18 protein-coding genes and 2 riboswitches are annotated in these 16,536 nt (G+C 43.5%); of the genes, 13 read left to right on the top strand and 5 right to left on the bottom strand.

Annotated features, from left to right (window positions below; all coding sequences use genetic code 11):
* Positions 1-33 precede the first annotated feature (33 nt).
* The 5 genes from mtnE to mtnD all read left to right on the top strand — a co-directional run bounded on the left by mtnE (position 34) and on the right by mtnD (position 4,513).
* Positions 34-1,227: a methionine-glutamine aminotransferase gene (gene mtnE / locus V6D41_RS07425; RefSeq protein WP_333517749.1), complete on the top strand. Its 1,194-nt coding sequence runs from the start codon at positions 34-36 to the stop codon at positions 1,225-1,227.
* A gap of 41 nt (positions 1,228-1,268) precedes the next feature.
* A riboswitch (SAM riboswitch) is annotated at positions 1,269-1,369 on the top strand.
* 84 nt (positions 1,370-1,453) lie between these two features.
* On the top strand, positions 1,454-2,671 hold the full coding sequence (gene mtnW / locus V6D41_RS07420) for a 2,3-diketo-5-methylthiopentyl-1-phosphate enolase (RefSeq protein WP_333517748.1): 1,218 nt from the start codon (positions 1,454-1,456) through the stop codon (positions 2,669-2,671).
* Positions 2,668-3,375 (top strand): 2-hydroxy-3-keto-5-methylthiopentenyl-1-phosphate phosphatase, encoded by a 708-nt coding sequence (gene mtnX / locus V6D41_RS07415; RefSeq protein WP_333517747.1) that lies wholly within the window; start codon positions 2,668-2,670, stop codon positions 3,373-3,375. Before mtnW ends, mtnX begins: the two co-directional genes overlap by 4 nt.
* Entirely contained in the window at positions 3,333-3,962 is a 630-nt protein-coding gene (locus tag V6D41_RS07410; RefSeq protein WP_087990980.1) for a methylthioribulose 1-phosphate dehydratase, read from the top strand. Before mtnX ends, V6D41_RS07410 begins: the two co-directional genes overlap by 43 nt.
* Positions 3,963-3,976: 14 nt before the next feature.
* The gene (gene mtnD, locus V6D41_RS07405) at positions 3,977-4,513 is read left to right on the top strand and encodes an acireductone dioxygenase (RefSeq protein ID WP_333517746.1); all 537 of its coding nucleotides are present in this window, start codon (positions 3,977-3,979) and stop codon (positions 4,511-4,513) included.
* A 90-nt stretch (positions 4,514-4,603) separates the two neighbouring features.
* Here the strand turns inward: mtnD and V6D41_RS07400 are convergent, their stop codons facing one another.
* Positions 4,604-4,924 (bottom strand): YkvA family protein, encoded by a 321-nt coding sequence (locus V6D41_RS07400; protein ID WP_148963766.1) that lies wholly within the window; start codon positions 4,922-4,924, stop codon positions 4,604-4,606.
* 202 nt (positions 4,925-5,126) lie between these two features.
* On the opposite strand from V6D41_RS07400, the gene spo0E reads away from it, so the two are divergent.
* Both spo0E and V6D41_RS07390 read left to right on the top strand, forming a co-directional pair.
* Positions 5,127-5,384 carry an aspartyl-phosphate phosphatase Spo0E gene (gene spo0E, locus V6D41_RS07395; RefSeq protein WP_087990982.1) on the top strand — a complete coding sequence of 86 codons (258 nt, stop codon included), beginning with the start codon at positions 5,127-5,129 and terminating at the stop codon, positions 5,382-5,384.
* Positions 5,385-5,469: 85 nt separating this feature from the next.
* Positions 5,470-5,901: a hypothetical protein gene (locus V6D41_RS07390; RefSeq protein ID WP_333517745.1), complete on the top strand. Its 432-nt coding sequence runs from the start codon at positions 5,470-5,472 to the stop codon at positions 5,899-5,901.
* A 27-nt stretch (positions 5,902-5,928) separates the two neighbouring features.
* On the opposite strand, the gene kinD is transcribed toward V6D41_RS07390, so the two are convergent.
* Positions 5,929-7,446: a sporulation kinase KinD gene (kinD, locus tag V6D41_RS07385; protein ID WP_333517744.1), complete on the bottom strand. Its 1,518-nt coding sequence runs from the start codon at positions 7,444-7,446 to the stop codon at positions 5,929-5,931.
* Between the two features lie 195 nt (positions 7,447-7,641).
* Between kinD and mhqR the strand changes: the two genes are divergently transcribed.
* The gene (mhqR, locus tag V6D41_RS07380; RefSeq protein ID WP_087990986.1) at positions 7,642-8,079 is read left to right on the top strand and encodes a MarR family transcriptional regulator MhqR; all 438 of its coding nucleotides are present in this window, start codon (positions 7,642-7,644) and stop codon (positions 8,077-8,079) included.
* Positions 8,080-8,118: 39 nt separating this feature from the next.
* On the opposite strand, the gene motB is transcribed toward mhqR, so the two are convergent.
* From motB to clpE, 3 genes are all read right to left on the bottom strand, one after another.
* Entirely contained in the window at positions 8,119-8,904 is a 786-nt protein-coding gene (gene motB, locus V6D41_RS07375) for a flagellar motor protein MotB (RefSeq protein WP_087990987.1), read from the bottom strand.
* Positions 8,876-9,688, bottom strand: a complete 813-nt coding sequence (gene motA / locus V6D41_RS07370; protein WP_087990988.1) for a flagellar motor stator protein MotA — start codon at positions 9,686-9,688, stop codon at positions 8,876-8,878. The genes motB and motA overlap by 29 nt, the downstream gene beginning before the upstream one ends.
* Positions 9,689-10,079: 391 nt before the next feature.
* The gene (clpE, locus tag V6D41_RS07365) at positions 10,080-12,179 is read right to left on the bottom strand and encodes an ATP-dependent protease ATP-binding subunit ClpE (protein ID WP_333517743.1); all 2,100 of its coding nucleotides are present in this window, start codon (positions 12,177-12,179) and stop codon (positions 10,080-10,082) included.
* A 365-nt stretch (positions 12,180-12,544) separates the two neighbouring features.
* Here clpE and V6D41_RS07360 point away from each other — a divergent pair, with 365 nt between their 5' ends.
* From V6D41_RS07360 to queF, 5 genes are all read left to right on the top strand, one after another.
* On the top strand, positions 12,545-13,588 hold the full coding sequence (locus V6D41_RS07360) for a YkvI family membrane protein (protein WP_087990990.1): 1,044 nt from the start codon (positions 12,545-12,547) through the stop codon (positions 13,586-13,588).
* Between the two features lie 136 nt (positions 13,589-13,724).
* A riboswitch (PreQ1 riboswitch) is annotated at positions 13,725-13,769 on the top strand.
* 127 nt (positions 13,770-13,896) lie between these two features.
* Positions 13,897-14,556 carry a 7-cyano-7-deazaguanine synthase QueC gene (queC, locus tag V6D41_RS07355; RefSeq protein WP_087990991.1) on the top strand — a complete coding sequence of 220 codons (660 nt, stop codon included), beginning with the start codon at positions 13,897-13,899 and terminating at the stop codon, positions 14,554-14,556.
* A complete protein-coding gene (gene queD, locus V6D41_RS07350; RefSeq protein ID WP_087990992.1) occupies positions 14,549-14,998 on the top strand; it encodes a 6-carboxytetrahydropterin synthase QueD in 450 nt (149 codons plus the stop codon). Before queC ends, queD begins: the two co-directional genes overlap by 8 nt.
* A complete protein-coding gene (queE, locus tag V6D41_RS07345) occupies positions 14,991-15,722 on the top strand; it encodes a 7-carboxy-7-deazaguanine synthase QueE (RefSeq protein WP_333517742.1) in 732 nt (243 codons plus the stop codon). The genes queD and queE overlap by 8 nt, the downstream gene beginning before the upstream one ends.
* A gap of 17 nt (positions 15,723-15,739) precedes the next feature.
* Positions 15,740-16,237, top strand: a complete 498-nt coding sequence (queF, locus tag V6D41_RS07340) for a preQ(1) synthase (RefSeq protein ID WP_024716285.1) — start codon at positions 15,740-15,742, stop codon at positions 16,235-16,237.
* Positions 16,238-16,536 lie beyond the last annotated feature (299 nt).

The raw sequence follows: 16,536 nt of genomic DNA, 5'->3' as shown, positions 1-16,536 counted from the left end.
TCATTTCAAGATTTTTTTAGAAGGTGAGAATAGATGAAATTTGAACAATCTGATGTATTGAAGGAGCTGCCTCAACAATTCTTCGCTTCTTTGGTGCAGCAAGTGAACCGAAAGCTCGCAGAAGGACACGACGTCATCAATCTCGGACAGGGAAATCCGGATCAGCCGACTCCGGAACATATCGTCGAGGAAATGAAACGGGCTGTTGCTGATCCTGAAAATCATAAATACTCGTCTTTTCGCGGCTCATACAGTCTGAAATCAGCAGCGGCAGCATTTTATAAAAGAGAATACGGCATTGATCTTGACCCGGAAACTGAAGTCGCTGTATTATTCGGCGGGAAAGCCGGTCTGGTTGAGCTCCCGCAATGCTTGCTGAATCCCGGAGATACGATTTTAGTTCCGGATCCGGGCTATCCTGATTACTGGTCAGGTGTGGCACTCGCGAAAGCGAAGATGGAAATGATGCCGCTCGTAGAGGGCAGAGCGTTTCTTCCTGATTACAGCAGCATCACCGCTGAAGTGAGGGAACAGGCGAAATTAATGTATTTGAATTATCCGAATAATCCGACCGGAGCTGTTGCTACCCCTGACTTCTTTGAAGAAACCGTGAGTTTTGCGAAAGAAAACGGGGTCTGTGTCGTTCACGATTTTGCTTACGGCGCTGTAGGATTTGACGGCGGAAAGCCTTTAAGTTTTTTGCAGACTGAAGGTGCCAAGGATATTGGCATTGAAATTTACACGCTGTCAAAAACGTACAATATGGCAGGGTGGCGGGTCGGCTTTGCCGTTGGAAACGCTTCGGTCATTGAAGCGATCAATCTGTATCAAGACCACATGTTTGTCAGTCTTTTCAGAGCGACTCAGGAGGCTGCAGCGGCGGCACTGTTAGCTGATCAGACGTGTGTGGCGGAGCAAAATGCCCGATATGAAAGCAGGCGAAACGTTTGGATCGCGTCATGCCGGAAAATCGGCTGGGATGTGACTGCTCCGGCAGGTTCATTTTTTGCATGGCTGCCTGTGCCTGAAGGCTATACTTCCGAGCAGTTCTCAAACCTTTTGCTGGAAAAAGCGAATGTGGCGGTTGCAGCCGGAAACGGCTTCGGTGAATATGGCGAGGGCTACGTCCGAGTCGGGCTGCTGACAAGTGAAGAAAGACTGAAGGAAGCCGCTTATCGAATTGGGAAACTGAACCTGTTTACCCAAAAAAGCATTGACAAGACCTGATAACGATGGGATAATTCGAAATAATTTATAAAATCTATATTTTCTTATCAAGAGCAGGCAGAGGGACGAGCCCGATGAAGCCCGGCAACCGACTTGTAAAGCACGGTGCTAATTCTTGCAGCTGGCGGCTGAGAGATAAGATTCGGACGAGAAACGAAACCTCTTTAGACGCGATTGCTGTTTGAAGAGGTTTTTTTATATGGATGAAAATGAAAGGAGCTCTGGCATGAGTGAGTTATTGGCAACATATCTCCTGACCGAACCGGGAGCCGATACAGAGAAAAAAGCAGAACAAATCGCAACAGGATTGACAGTTGGCTCTTGGACGGATTTGCCCTTGGTGAAACAGGAGCAAATGCAAAAGCACAAGGGGCGGGTGATACAGGTCGAGGAAAGAGAGGGAACTCCTGCATCAGGAAAACAAGCGGTGATCACAATTGCCTATCCTGACATCAATTTCTCTCAGGATATTCCGGCTTTGCTGACAACAGTGTTTGGCAAGCTGTCGCTGGATGGAAAAATTAAATTACTGGATCTTCACTTCTCTGAAGCATTTAAGCGCACGCTGCCGGGACCGAAGTTTGGCGTATACGGCATCCGGAAGCTGCTGGGAGAATTTGAGAGACCGCTGTTAATGAGTATATTTAAAGGGGTTATCGGAAGGGACCTGCGTGATATTAAAGAACAGCTCAGACAGCAGGCGCTTGGCGGAGTTGATTTGATCAAGGACGATGAAATTTTCTTTGAGACAGGTCCGGCGCCTTTTGAAACAAGAATTACAGAGGGAAAGCAAATATTGAAAGAAACGTATGAACAAACCGGGCATAAAACGCTGTACGCGGTCAATTTGACTGGACGTACGGCTGATCTGAAAGATAAAGCGAGACGCGCCGCCGAATTGGGAGCGGATGCGCTTTTGTTTAATGTTTTCGCTTACGGCTTGGACGTCATGCAAAGCCTTGCGGAAGATCCCGAAATTGCCATCCCGATTATGGCGCATCCAGCGGTCAGCGGGGCGTTCACGTCTTCTCCGTTTTATGGCTTTTCTCACGCTCTTTTGCTCGGAAAATTAAACCGGTATTGCGGTGCTGACTTCAGTCTCTTTCCGTCGCCGTACGGCTCGGTTGCGCTTCCGAAAAAACATGCGCTGGCGATTCATGAAGAATGTGTAAGAGAGGATGCCTTTAACCAAACATTTGCCGTTCCGTCAGCAGGCATTCATCCCGGTATGGTTCCGCTTTTAATGCGGGATTTCGGTATAGATCATATTATTAACGCCGGTGGAGGCGTACACGGACATCCGAACGGTGCCCAAGGCGGGGGCAAAGCGTTCAGAGCCATTATTGATGCGGTCTTAGAAGCCCAGCCGATTGATGAAAAAGCCGAACAATGCAAGGACCTAAAGCTTGCGCTTGATAAATGGGGAAAGGTTGAAGCCGTATGACGACTCGAAAACCTTTAATCATTTGTGATTTTGACGGAACCATCACGAGGAACGACAACATTATAAGCATCATGAAAACATTCGCTCCCCCGGAGTGGACGGCATTAAAAGACGGAGTACTTTCCAAAACGCTGTCGATCAAGGAAGGTGTCGGGCGGATGTTCGGCCTTCTGCCTAGCAGTTTAAAAGAAGAGATTACAAGATTTGTATTGGAAGATGCAAAAATCAGGGAAGGCTTTCGGGAATTTGTAACGTTTATCAATGAACACGAGCTTCCGTTTTATGTCGTAAGCGGAGGAATGGACTTTTTTGTGTATCCTTTGCTTGAAGGCATTGTGGAGAAAGAACGTATTTATTGCAACCATGCTTCATTTGACAGCGACTATATTCATATTGACTGGCCTCATTCTTGCAAGGGATCATGCAGCAATCAATGCGGGTGCTGCAAACCGTCTGTGATACATGAACTTTCTGAACCGGACCAATATCTCATCATGATCGGTGATTCGGTTACAGATGTGGAGGCGGCAAAGCTGTCTAACCTTTGTTTTGCAAGGGATTATTTATTAAACGAATGCCGGGAGCGGAATCTGAATCATCTCCCGTATCAAGATTTTTATGAGATTAGAAAAGATATTGAGAACGTAACGGAGGTACAGGAATGGCTGCAAAACAAGAACGCTGGCGAGAGCTCGCTGAAGTAAAACGGGAATTGGCCGAAAGAGACTGGTTTCCGGCGACTAGCGGCAATCTGTCTATTAAGGTTTCTGATGAGCCTTTAACCTTTCTCGTAACCGCAAGCGGAAAAGATAAACGCAAAGAGACGGATGAAGATTTTCTGCTGGTGGATCAAAACGGAGAGCCTGCCGAAAGCGGGCATTCTCTGAAACCGTCAGCGGAAACGCTTTTGCATACACATTTGTACAATAAAACAAATGCCGGATGCTGCCTGCACGTCCATACGATAAACAATAATGTCATCTCAGAGCTATACGGAGACCAAAAGAAAATCACATTCAGAGGCCAGGAAATCATAAAAGCGCTCGGACTGTGGGAAGAGAATGCAGAAGTGACCATTCCGATCATTGAAAATCCAGCTCATATTCCGACGCTCGCGGCACTGTTTGCGGAAGAGGTTTCAGAAGATTCAGGAGCTGTTCTAATCCGAAATCACGGTATTACAGCTTGGGGCCGAACAGCTTTTGAAGCAAAAAGAGTGCTTGAAGCATATGAATTTTTGTTCAGCTACCATTTGAAATTGAACACAATTCAGCATCAGCTGGTTAAATAAAAGGAGGAACTGAAATGGCAACAATTCGTATTCATGATGAGGCAAATACAACGATTGAAAATCAAGAGGAAGTAGCAAGCTTTCTGGACAGTCAAGAGGTCATCTATGAGCAATGGGATATCAGTAAGCTCCCAGAACAGCTTTCAGAGAAATATGATCTGACAGAAGAAGAAAAACAGCAAATCCTTGATGCCTTTGAAACTGAAATTAAAGATATTTCAAACCGCCGCGGCTACAAAGCACAGGATGTTATTTCATTGTCAGACAGCAATCCGAAACTTGATGAACTGCTTGAGAACTTTAAAAGAGAGCATCACCACACAGACGATGAGGTTCGTTTTATCGTAAGCGGCCATGGGATTTTTGTCATTCAAGGCAAAGACGGCACGTTTTTTGATGTCCGTTTAAACCCCGGAGATTTAATCTCAGTGCCTGAAAATATCCGCCATTACTTCACGCTTCAGGAGGACCGAAAAGTTGTCGCGGTGAGAATCTTTGTGACAACCGAAGGCTGGGTTCCGATTTATGAAAAGGACAGCGTGAATCAATAAGCAGGAAAAGAGGACAACATCCTAAAACTCAAACCGTTTTAGGATGTTGTCAACAATCTGAAAGCCCCTTTCAAATCGAACGGGGCTTTTTCATTGCAAACGCCATTTTTCATATCGTGACATTTCTTTTTTAATCAGTGTCCAAATCAAACCTAAAACAGCTGCATCGTCTATGATCCCAAGACCGAAGATAACGTCTGGAATGATATCGAGCGGCATGACGATATACAAGATGGCAGCAGTTAGTAGTAAAAGCGTTTTAACCTGTGAATGGGGGTAGTCGCCGTTTCTCCAATCACGAAGCATTTGAAAAAAAACAGCAATATGCTGGATACATTTTTTTCGGTTTTTCCTTTTTAAAATCGCTTTTCCGCCTGCCGCTCCGAGCATCAATGCTTTCTTTTTCTTCATGTGGCATACCTCCTGCCTAGCGGCGTGTTTAAGATATTCTTCCTCTGGGTATTGTTCTTCTAATCCTATCAATAAATCTATTATACCTGAAAATTTAACTTATTTAATGAAAATATGTTTACAAATAAAGTATAATCTGTAATAATGCACAATAACCCAATCAAACTTGTTTCCTATTTCTTAGCGGCGAGGGGTGAAGTGAATGGGCGGTTCTTCTGAACAAGAAAGATTGTTGGTGTCTATTGATGAAAAAAGAAAGTTAATGATAGATGCCGCTAGAAAACAGGGATTTACGGGCCATGACACGATCAGGCACAGTCAGGAGCTGGACTGTTTAATGAATGAATATCAGCAGCTTATGCTAGAAAACGAACATTCTCAAGGGATTCAAGGCCTTGTAAAGAAATTAGGCTTGTGGCCCCGCAGAGATGTCATGCCTGCATATGATGCAAATAAATAGCGGCGCTATCAGATGCATATATAAAGAGAGAGCTTTTCAGAAGCGCTCTTTTTTTCTGGAAAAATTCATATGAAAGAGGGAACTGATGAAAGAACTGGCGATTATCATTACTGAAATGATCAATCAATTTCATGATGCTTTTATTTCATTATGCGGAATGTTCGGCATTCATTTAACCGACAAAGAAATGCACTTTTGGGTGATTGGCATTTTTGGCATTTTCTTTTTCGGCGTCACTCACGCTGTGTTTACTTGGCTTTCTAAATGGAGCATGACAGCATTGTCCTTTATCTATACCGTTACAGTCATCATTGTCATCGTATTCGCGATTGAAATTCAGCAAAAAGTGACGGGGAGAGGGAATATGGAGTTTTTAGATGCTACTGAGGGTTTAAAGGGTTTTTTGGTATTCTTTATGTTTTTTTTGCTTCTGAAAATGCTGCTGCGCTTCATTAAAATACTCTTTTCTGGCAGAACGGCGAGCAAGTCAAGTGGCAATGCCCGGTCACGAAGATAAAAAGCCCTCCTGACACAGTCAGGGGGGCTATGAAGCGGATACAGGGAGGATGATCGTCACCTCTGTACCTCTTCGCACTTCACTTTCGATATGAATGGAGCCTCCGTACATCAGCACGATCCGTTTACATACGACAAGGCCGAGACCGGTTCCTTTTTCTTTAGAAGTAACAAAGGGAAGGAAGATATGATCCAGCATTTCCTGAGAAATCCCTTCACCGTTATCCACAACTTTGATAATGGCCTTTTGATCCGAAGCACCCAAGGTGATCGTCAGTTTTCCTCCCTCAGGCATTGATTCGAGGCCATTTTTTGCTACATTTAAAATCACTTGTTTAATATGATCTTTTGTACATTTAACAAGTAAGGGCTGCCCGGTTAAATACTGTAATTCGACTTCAACATTGTATAGGTTGCCCTCAGAATAGATAATCGGCATAATTTCACCGATAATATCCTGAAGCGAGTTCAGCTCCCATTTTTCAGCTGTCGGTTTTCCGAGAACGAGAAACTCACTCACAATTTGGTTAATGCGCTTTATCTCTTGTTCAATAATGGAGAAGTACAGCTGATCTTCTTCACCTTTATATTTCTTTTGCAGCAGCTGAATAAAGCCGCTTATGCCGGTGAGCGGATTGCGGATTTCATGAGCTGTGCTGGCAGCGAGCGTCCCGATCAGCTCTAATTTTTGCGCCTCATTTTCTGAGCGCTCCAGCTGAGTCTGGCGTTTCAGCAAATAATACAGCACGAGAATAAAAAGGATATTCAGCAAAACAATAGTACATGATAGTGGCAGAACAAGGCTTTTCGTCAGTTCTTCTATTGTGACCGGCTTCGGATATACTTTCATATTCCAGCTGATATCATCCAGAAATCCGCTGACTGGTTTCTGATCTTTTGCATGAGAGGCTTGTCCGCTCGTAAATATCATTTTCCCATCTTGGTTCACTACTTCAATATAAACATCAGGGCTCAGCAAGTTAATGATATTTTTCAAATAATCAATTTGAATCGCTGCGACAAGATAATCTGTCACATTTCGTTTTGAGTCCAAAACAGGGACACAAATTGTAAAAATTGGCTGGCCTGTAATTCTGCTCGAATAACTATCTGAAATGACTGTCTTTTTGGTTTCCTTCGCTTTTGTAAAAAAAGATCTGTCTGCCAGGTTTACTTTTGTTTTTAATTCTGTTGAACTTGCAGTGACGTCTCCTTTGGTATTAAGAAGATAGAGACCGGAAAATCTCGGCTCTGAATCAAAGGCTTTTTCCAAAATCGACTGCATTTTTTTTATATCAACCGGTCTGTCGATGGCGATGGACAAGGAGGTCATTCTCGCCTTTGTTTCTCCGATTAAATAATTAATTTTGTTGCGGTGAAGGTTCAGCATAACACTTGCTTCTTGCTTATGTTGTATAGCTATTGTATCTTTTTCTTTTTCATATACGAAAAAGCTGATGACGAGTGCCGGAATCACGACCAGTATCAAATAAAGTTTGATTCTCCCGCAGGCGCCTTTTAGTATTTTCAATTTGCATCGCTCCAACTTACACCTGATTAGAGGTATTATATCATTGTTTCTTCTTCTTTAATAAGAAAAAATAACCAAAAAAATTAGAAAAAGATGTTGGGCGGCTTACATGATAAAAAAGAAGAGAAATATTGGAAAGATTTTTATTGACATTTCCGTCTTTGTTTATTAATGTTTCTCTGTAACGGTTTCTAAAAGGATGATTGAGACATGACAGAAAAATCACTGAAGTTATTTATCGTGCTGTCGCGCGCGTATCGGTCTATTAACGATCATATGAATAAGCATATTCATAATCATGGACTGAATCCGACTGAATTTGCTGTGCTTGAGCTGTTGTACCATAAAGGCGATCAGCCGCTGCAGCAGATAGGGGATAAAATTCTCTTGGCTAGCGGGAGCATCACATACGTTGTAGATAAGCTGGAGCAAAAAGAACTTCTCATTCGGAAAGCGTCTCCTACAGACAGACGAGTGACATTTGCACAAATCACTGAAAAAGGCACCGGTCTTTTGAATGATATTTTTCCTGATCACGCTGCGGAAATTGATGAAATGATCAGCGTATTAAGCGAAGAAGAGGTAGAGATGTGTACAGAGATGTTAAAAAGAGTAGGATTAAACGCAAAACAGTTTCATAATAAGTAAAAAAAGGAAGCCTGATCTATCATAAGGCTTCCTTTTTTTCTATTGTTCATTTGTTTCCGCAGCGCCTCTCGGCAAGATGAGAACTTCAACGCGCCGGTTTTTGCTTCGGCCTTCCGCAGTTTTGTTGGAAGCCACCGGTTTATACTCACCATAGCCCTTGGCACTGAACACTTTTGCGTCAAGCTTAGGGTTTTCAACCAGGAGTCCCATAAAGTTTACCGCTCTCATGACGCTTAAATGCCAGTTTGATTGGAATTCAGAATTTTTTATTGGCATATTATCCGTATGTCCGCTGATAATGATATTCCTCGGCGGGTTAATCACAAGAAGAGTGGAAATCTCTTTTGCAAGCCGAACATCTTCCTTACGGATGGTCGCTTTCCCAGAATCAAAGAAAATACTGTCTTTAATCGTAATCAGAAGACCTTCACTAGTCAATTTTGTTTCCAGCTGATGTTCGAGCTTTTTATCTTTGATGAACTTTTCTACCTGGCTCTTCACACTTTCAAGTTCTTCTTGATCAGCCGCTTTTTCTCGATCTTTCTTGTTTTTCTCTTTCTCTTCTTTTTCATCTTTCACTTCATCAATTCCGTCTGAATCGTTCTCAGGAGGGATGACACTGGAGTAGTCCATTACGCCGGTGCCACCCGTAAAGACTTCATTAAATGATTTTGAAAGCATTTGAAACTTACCTGCGTCAATCGAGCTGCTCGCGTACAGCACAATAAATAATGCCAGGAGAAGAGTTAGAATATCGGCGTAAGGAACCAGCCATGATTCATCAACGTGCTCGTCCTCATGCTTCTTCTTCTTTTTTCTCGCCATTTTGCGCCTCTCCTTGTTCTGCAAATTTCAAGCGGTCCTTCGCAGGAAGGTACATTAAAAGCTTTTGTTCGATGACTTTCGGTGCTTGTCCTTCAAGTACGGACAGGACGCCTTCGATCATGACTTCACGCAGTTTTACTTCTTGTTTTGATTTTCGTTTTAATTTATTCGCGAAAGGATGCCATAATACATATCCCGTAAAGATACCGAGAAGGGTGGCAACAAAGGCCGCACTGATGGCGTGTCCAAGCTCATCTGTGTTATCCATATGAGAGAGGGCGGCGATCAGTCCGATTACAGCGCCGAGTACTCCAAGTGTCGGCGCATACGTTCCTGCCTGTGTGAAAATAGCGGCTCCGGCCTGATGCCTGTCCTCCATTGCTTCAACTTCCTCTGTCATGATATCTCTGATAAATTCCGCGCTTTGCCCGTCAACAGCCATGCTGAGCCCGTTTTTCAGGAAAGCATCATCTACATCTTCAATGCTCGCTTCTAAAGCAAGAAGGCCTTCGCGGCGCGCAAGCTGGGCCCATTCAGAGAACATAGGAATAAGCTCCTCTATTGTCAGCTGTTTGTTTTCTTTAAATAACACTTGGAACAGCGCGGGCACTTTTTTAATTTCTTTTGTTGGGAACGCAATGACCACTGCTGAGATTGTCCCGGCGATAATAATTAAAATGGCGGCGGGGTTTGCAAGCGCGCTGAAACTGACGCCTTTCAGAACCATCCCCACGCTCAATGCCACAAAAGCAAGAATAACACCAATTAACGAAGTTTTATCCATAGTTTTCACCAAATCCTTTTTTTCTAGCTTGTCTATGGTTAATATCGGTTTCGGTACCCGGAACTTTAGGGAGATTGTGAATTTGTTCATGAAATATTCAAGGAAGAGGCATAGAAGGGAGAAATAAACAAATACGGGGCCTTTCAAAAATTGAAAAGCCCGCGGGTTTAGCGGTATTGAAATTGGCAGCTTGCTCGCAAGCTGTTCTTCAGACGGTTTTCATAACATAATAGAAATAAATATTCACTGTATATAAACATGTTCCATCCCTCCTTAAGAAAAAGTGTAAATGATAAAGGGGAGTAACACTTCGGGGGAAGGGACGGTATTTTCTCGGTCAAGAGTATGAATCCACAAAAAAACGGCTTCCTAAACAGGAAACCGCTCATTGTTATTTCGCGTGCACTTTGATTGTATGATCTTCTGTAGTCACATGGAAACTTGTGATCTCGCTATTGTCAAGCAGGAGATCGGTCATTTCATCTTCCACCCATTCTTGGATGGTTCTTCTGAGCGGACGTGCGCCGAATGAAGGGTGGTAGCCCAGCTCAGCGATTTTATCTATCGCTTCGTCTGTCACACTCAAGGTGATTCCGCGTTCTGCCAATGTTTCTTCAAGTTCTCCGAGCAACAGGCTGACGATTTTGACCAAATGTTCTTTTTCCAGTGAGCGGAACTCAATAATGCTGTCAAAACGGTTGAGGAACTCAGGTTTAAAGAACATGCTGAGTGAATCAATCAATGTTTGTTCTTCGAATACACTGTCATCTGATTGGAAACCGACTTTCATTTGTTTCTCACCAGCACCCGCGTTGCTTGTCATAATAATCACAGTGTCTTTAAAGCTTACGGTTCTGCCTTGACTGTCTGTCAGACGGCCGTCCTCCATGATTTGCAGGAACATATGCTGAACGTCAGGGTGTGCTTTTTCAATCTCATCCAGCAACACGATGCTGTAAGGATTGCGGCGCACTTTTTCTGTTAATTGTCCAGCTTCCTCATGGCCGACATAACCAGGCGGTGAACCGATGATTTTAGATACGGCGTGTTTCTCCATGTATTCGCTCATATCAAGACGGATAATAGCGTCTTTTGTGCCGAATAGTTCATCCGCCAGCGTTTTAGAAAGCTCTGTTTTCCCTACACCGGTAGGACCGACAAAGAGGAAGGAGCCAACGGGTCTGTTTTTGGATTTTAATCCGGCGCGGCTTCGTCTTACCGCTTTTGCCACTTTTTGAACAGCGGCTTCTTGTCCGATCACACGTTCATGAAGTTTTGCTTCAAGCTCTTTCATTTTTGTTTGTTCATCCGCCTGCAGCTTGCCGACAGGGATGCCTGTTTTTTGTTCAATGATATCCTGAATATGGTCAGCTTCCACAGTGACAGCGGAATGAGAGGAAGAGCTGTTTGTTTTTTTCTCTAATGCGATTTCTTCATCACGGAGTTTTGCCGCCAGTTCGTAATTTTCCTCTTCCAGCGCTTTTACTTTTTCGGCTTCAATCGCAGTTAAGCGTTCCGCCGCATCCTCATCATTCAGCTCATCAATTAACAGGTTGGCTTTTGAACCAGCTTCATCTAATAAGTCAATTGCTTTATCCGGCAGGTGTCTGTCCTGAATGTAGCGGGATGATAAAGTCACACATGCTTTGATTGCTTCATCACTGAATGTCACGCCATGGTATGCTTCGTATTTGTCTTTGATCCCTTGCAGAATGAGGATGGCCTGTTCTATTGAAGGTTCCTGCACCATGATAGGCTGAAAACGTCTTTCCAGCGCGGCATCTTTTTCGATTTGACGGTATTCTTTCAGTGTTGTCGCACCGATGACTTGCAGTTCGCCTCTGGCAAGGGCGGGTTTGAGAATGTTGCCTGCATCCATAGAGCCTTCTGCAGAGCCTGCGCCAACGAGAAGATGAATTTCATCAATGAAAAGAATGACATTTTTTCGTTCTTTCAGCTCAGTGATCAGCTGTTTCATTCTCTCTTCAAATTGGCCTCTGATTCCTGTGTTTGCAACAAGGGATGCAACATCAAGCAAGTAAAGTTCTTTGTTTTTCAGTTTGTTTGGAACATCGGCTTCAGCAATTTTTAAAGCGAGTCCTTCGGCGATGGCGGTTTTCCCTACACCCGGCTCACCAATGAGAACAGGATTGTTTTTGTTGCGGCGGTTCAGAATTTCGATCACGCGAGCGACTTCTTCATCACGGCCGATTACGGGGTCAATGAGACCGGCTTTTGCACCGTTTGTGATATTTTGAGCCAGCTCATCAAGCAACCCTTTTTTCTCGCTTTGTTTTGCTGCGTTTTGTTCTTTCGGCTGGAACGCTTGTTCAAACGGAAAACCGAAAGATTGAGGACCCATGCTCATTGAAGGTTTACGGGTCAGTTCGTTATAGCAAGTTTCACATAATACCATTTGTTTATGAACGGAATTAATTTGCATGTTAAGGCGAATCGTCGCCTCGTTTTGATGACAATGTTGACAACGCATTTGCCAAAACCCCCTTAAAAATTTGATCTTCTTTGACCAATGAATGTGAATAAAAAGGCCGATTGAATTTGACCTTCTTTGACTATTAGTATACGGCAAACTTATCGGCTTTCAAAACAATATGCTCAGAGCAGTCTGACTATTTGACTAACTTTGACCAATTGGTTTTTAAAAAAGGCCGGATCGTTTGACCAACTTTGATTCATAGTATACTCTGACCTTTTTTGACTTTCAAGTCATTTGCGTAAAATGTTTTTAAATTGTTTACAAAGTAAAACATGTTTTCCCCTTCTTTTCAAGGAACTTGTCTCATAGGTTATAAAAGGCACATGTGGACAAAACTGCGGTTCGTTCGGAGGGGAGAAATGGAACAATCAAAAGGGTCAGCAAGTCAGCTTGCCTTTGTGTATGTCGGCACAGTAGTCGGAGCTGGGTTTGCGACTGGCAGGGAAATTGTTGAGTTTTTTCTGAAGTTCGGCTGGTTCGGTTTATTCGGTATTATCGTCAGCGGCGGAATGTTTACGTTTCTGGGGGCCAAGCTGATGATCATTTCAAAACGAATCAATGCCAAGTCCTATCAAGAAATGAACATATTCTTGTTTGGGGCGAAGGCTGGGCGGTTTATTAATGTGTTTATGCTGTTTGTTCTCCTCGGCGTCACATCTGTTATGCTTTCCGGAGCAGGGGCGCTTTTTGAGGAACAGCTGGGGCTGTCCCCTCAGATTGGGATGCTGATTACAATCGGTTTGAGCTTAATTGTGATGACTGGAGGAGTAAAAGGCATTTTCGGTGTCAATGTGTTTGTTGTTCCTCTTTTAATCATCTTTTCTATGATTGTGGTGGCCGACTCTTTTATTTTCAGCGAGTCGCGGAACGCAGCGCAGTGGGGATGGCCGCACCGCTGGGACTGGCTGTTATCAGCGTTTTCTTACGGCGCTTTAAATTTATCGCTTGCCCAAGCGGTCTTGGTTCCGCTGGCGAATGAAATGTCATCGGAAAAAGTGATAAAAAAGGGCGCTTTAGTCGGAGGTGCGATGCTGACGATTGTGCTGTCTGCGAGTTTTCTGTCTTTGTCGATGCTCCCGGATGTATTTTTGTACGATATACCGATGGCACAAGTGGTTTATCTCTTTGCGCGGTCTGTCCATTTGATTTATTTGCTCATTATTTTCGGTGAAGTGTTCACATCGGTTATCGGCAATCTATATGGATTGGAAAAACAAGTGCAGAGCTTTCTTCCAATGAAAAGCAAATATATCTTTGCGGCCATTATGACCACGGCTTATATTACGAGCCAAATAGGATACGGTAAGCTCATTTCAACGATTTATCCATTGTTTGGCTATGTGAGTCTGGCGTTCATAGGCGCCCTGATTTGCAAAAAGGTTCCCCGGCGGCGCAGTTTGTAAATACAAGTAATGAAGTGAGCCGTTATTGCAGAACAATGATTGATCGGGAAGTCAGGGCTTACTTTTTTATTGTCAAGAAAAACAACATTATGGTAAGATAGCAGAAGTGAAAAATTGAAGAAAATCCGTGCGATATGCGGGAGAGGTTCTAGCTACACCCTCTATAAAAAACTAAGGACGAGCTGTATCCTTGGATACGGCCTTTTTTATGTTTTTCTAGAGCACCTTCCGAAAAGGTGTTTTTTTGTGTGAATCAGCTGTAGCGATGTCTCTCGCCGATGGTTTTATTGCGGAAAAGGAGAGGAATCATGAAAAAAGAAAAAGCAATTGTCGTATTCAGCGGCGGTCAAGACAGTACCACTTGCTTACTGTGGGCTTTAAAGGAATTCAAAGAAGTCGAAACGGTGACTTTTCATTATAATCAGCGTCATTCGCAGGAAGTCGAAGTGGCAAAATCGATTGCGGAAAAGCTTGGTGTGAAAAACCATTTGCTCGATATGTCACTTTTAAATCAGCTTGCACCGAATGCCCTGACAAGAAATGATATTGAGATAGAGGCAAAAGACGGTGAACTGCCATCCACATTTGTTCCGGGACGGAATTTGGTATTTTTATCTTTTGCATCTATTCTGGCATATCAAATTGGCGCGCGCCACATTATTACAGGAGTCTGCGAGACAGACTTCAGCGGTTATCCTGACTGCCGTGATGAATTCGTGAAATCTTGCAATGTAACGGTAAACCTGGCAATGGAGAAGCCGTTTGTGATTCATACGCCTCTCATGTGGCTCAATAAGGCGGAAACATGGAAGCTTGCAGATGAGCTTGGCGCCCTTGATTTTGTGAAAAACAACACGCTGACATGCTATAACGGCATCATCGCAGACGGCTGCGGCGAATGTCCGGCATGCCACCTTCGTTTAAAAGGCTATGAAGAATATATGGCGATGAAAGGAGAGCGTGCATAAATTGTTATCTCAAATTTATCCCCAGGCCCAGCATCCTTATTCATTTGAATTGAATAAGGACATGCACATCTCAGCTGCTCATTTTATCCCTCGGGAAAGTGCTGGAGCGTGCAGCAGGGTTCACGGGCATACGTATACCGTCAATATAACCGTTGCCGGCGACGAACTTGACGACTCCGGCTTCCTTGTCAATTTCAGCGTGCTCAAAAAACTGGTGCACGGAAACTATGATCATACGCTTTTAAATGATCATGAAGAATTTTCTCAGGACGATCGGTATTCGGTGCCAACAACTGAAGTTGTGGCGAAAACGATTTATGACAACGTACAGGCTTATTTAGACACATTGGAGAATAAGCCAAGCTGTGTACAGGTGTTTGTCCGGGAAACACCGACAAGTTACTGTGTCTACCGTCCGAAAAAGGGTGGTTTGAATGGCTAAAGGAATTCCTATATTAGAAATTTTCGGCCCGACGATTCAAGGAGAGGGCATGGTGATCGGACAAAAAACGATGTTCGTTCGCACAGCCGGCTGTGATTATTCCTGCAGCTGGTGTGACTCTGCCTTCACTTGGGACGGGTCTGCTAAAAAAGATATTCGATGGATGACGGCTGAGGAGATTTTTGCAGAGCTTAAAGACATTGGGGGAGACGCGTTTTCCCACGTGACGATCTCGGGCGGAAACCCGGCCCTGTTAAAACAGCTGGGTGCTTTTATCGAACTGCTGAAGGGAAATAACATTCGTGCAGCGCTTGAAACCCAGGGGACTGTTTATCAGGAGTGGTTTACGCTGATCGATGATCTGACAATTTCTCCAAAACCGCCAAGCTCAAAAATGGTAACGAACTTTCAAAAGCTTGATCACATTTTGACATCACTTAAAGAGAATAACAGACAGCATGCTGTCAGCTTAAAGGTTGTCATTTTTAATGATGAAGATATGGCGTTTGCCAAAACCGTGCACAAGCGTTACCCGGGAATCCCGTTTTATTTACAAGTCGGTAATGATGACGTTCATACGACAGATGATCAGACATTGATTGCACATTTGCTTGGAAAATATGAAGCGCTTGTTGATAAGGTAGCTGCCGATGCGGAGCTGAATCTCGTCAGAGTGCTTCCGCAGCTGCACACCCTGTTATGGGGCAACAAACGCGGCGTATAATAGAAAGGAAGATAAATATGACGACAAGAAAAGAATCAGAATTAGAAGGTGTCACACTGCTTGGCAACCAAGGAACAAATTATTTGTTTGAATATGCGCCGGACGTGCTGGAATCATTCCCGAATAAACATGTAAACCGTGATTACTTTGTGAAATTCAACTGCCCAGAATTTACATCTTTATGCCCGAAAACAGGACAGCCTGACTTTGCAACAATCTACATCAGCTACATTCCTGATGAAAAAATGGTTGAAAGCAAATCATTAAAGCTGTACCTATTCAGCTTCAGAAACCATGGTGACTTCCACGAAGACTGCATGAACATCATCATGAACGACTTGATTGAATTAATGGACCCGCGCTACATCGAAGTGTGGGGCAAATTCACGCCAAGAGGCGGAATTTCCATTGACCCGTACACGAACTACGGAAAGCCGGGCACGAAGTACGAGAAAATGGCCGAGTATCGTATGATGAATCATGATTTGTATCCGGAGACGGTTGATAATCGATAAGGAATCCGTTGTGTGAGACGAAGCGATGTCACCATAAAATACTGACATTTAGCATCAATTTTAGGCGGGAATGTGACCCGACTGTGACCTGAGGTGCAACCTGAACTGTGACTTTTATGCAGCTGAAAATTGATAGAACAGAAGCAGTTTAAGGCGTACGCTTTAGTACGTCTTTTCTTTTTTTATCTACTAAAAAATGCCCTGCAAAGGACATCATTCTTAATTTAGAGTTTTAATTGTTTTATATATTTTAGGTTTATCAAATGTTTTTTCTTTGAGCGCATTGATTAATACGGAAA

Source organism: Bacillus sp. 0102A (genome assembly GCF_036765155.1).
GTDB classification, from domain to species: Bacteria; Bacillota; Bacilli; order Bacillales; family Bacillaceae; genus Bacillus; species Bacillus subtilis_G.
Note: the sequence above shows the minus strand (reverse complement) of the source record. Positions and strands in the feature narration are given on the sequence as shown.

Coding starts and splice junctions, on each gene's coding strand:
- mtnE (WP_333517749.1), top strand. CDS start 34: ATGAAATTTGAACAATCTGATGTATTGAAGGAGCTGCCTCAACAATTC.
- mtnW (WP_333517748.1), top strand. CDS start 1,454: ATGAGTGAGTTATTGGCAACATATCTCCTGACCGAACCGGGAGCCGAT.
- mtnX (WP_333517747.1), top strand. CDS start 2,668: ATGACGACTCGAAAACCTTTAATCATTTGTGATTTTGACGGAACCATC.
- V6D41_RS07410 (WP_087990980.1), top strand. CDS start 3,333: ATGGCTGCAAAACAAGAACGCTGGCGAGAGCTCGCTGAAGTAAAACGG.
- mtnD (WP_333517746.1), top strand. CDS start 3,977: ATGGCAACAATTCGTATTCATGATGAGGCAAATACAACGATTGAAAAT.
- V6D41_RS07400 (WP_148963766.1), bottom strand. CDS start 4,924: ATGAAGAAAAAGAAAGCATTGATGCTCGGAGCGGCAGGCGGAAAAGCG.
- spo0E (WP_087990982.1), top strand. CDS start 5,127: ATGGGCGGTTCTTCTGAACAAGAAAGATTGTTGGTGTCTATTGATGAA.
- V6D41_RS07390 (WP_333517745.1), top strand. CDS start 5,470: ATGAAAGAACTGGCGATTATCATTACTGAAATGATCAATCAATTTCAT.
- mhqR (WP_087990986.1), top strand. CDS start 7,642: ATGACAGAAAAATCACTGAAGTTATTTATCGTGCTGTCGCGCGCGTAT.
- motB (WP_087990987.1), bottom strand. CDS start 8,904: ATGGCGAGAAAAAAGAAGAAGAAGCATGAGGACGAGCACGTTGATGAA.
- motA (WP_087990988.1), bottom strand. CDS start 9,688: ATGGATAAAACTTCGTTAATTGGTGTTATTCTTGCTTTTGTGGCATTG.
- clpE (WP_333517743.1), bottom strand. CDS start 12,179: ATGCGTTGTCAACATTGTCATCAAAACGAGGCGACGATTCGCCTTAAC.
- V6D41_RS07360 (WP_087990990.1), top strand. CDS start 12,545: ATGGAACAATCAAAAGGGTCAGCAAGTCAGCTTGCCTTTGTGTATGTC.
- queC (WP_087990991.1), top strand. CDS start 13,897: ATGAAAAAAGAAAAAGCAATTGTCGTATTCAGCGGCGGTCAAGACAGT.
- queE (WP_333517742.1), top strand. CDS start 14,991: ATGGCTAAAGGAATTCCTATATTAGAAATTTTCGGCCCGACGATTCAA.
- queF (WP_024716285.1), top strand. CDS start 15,740: ATGACGACAAGAAAAGAATCAGAATTAGAAGGTGTCACACTGCTTGGC.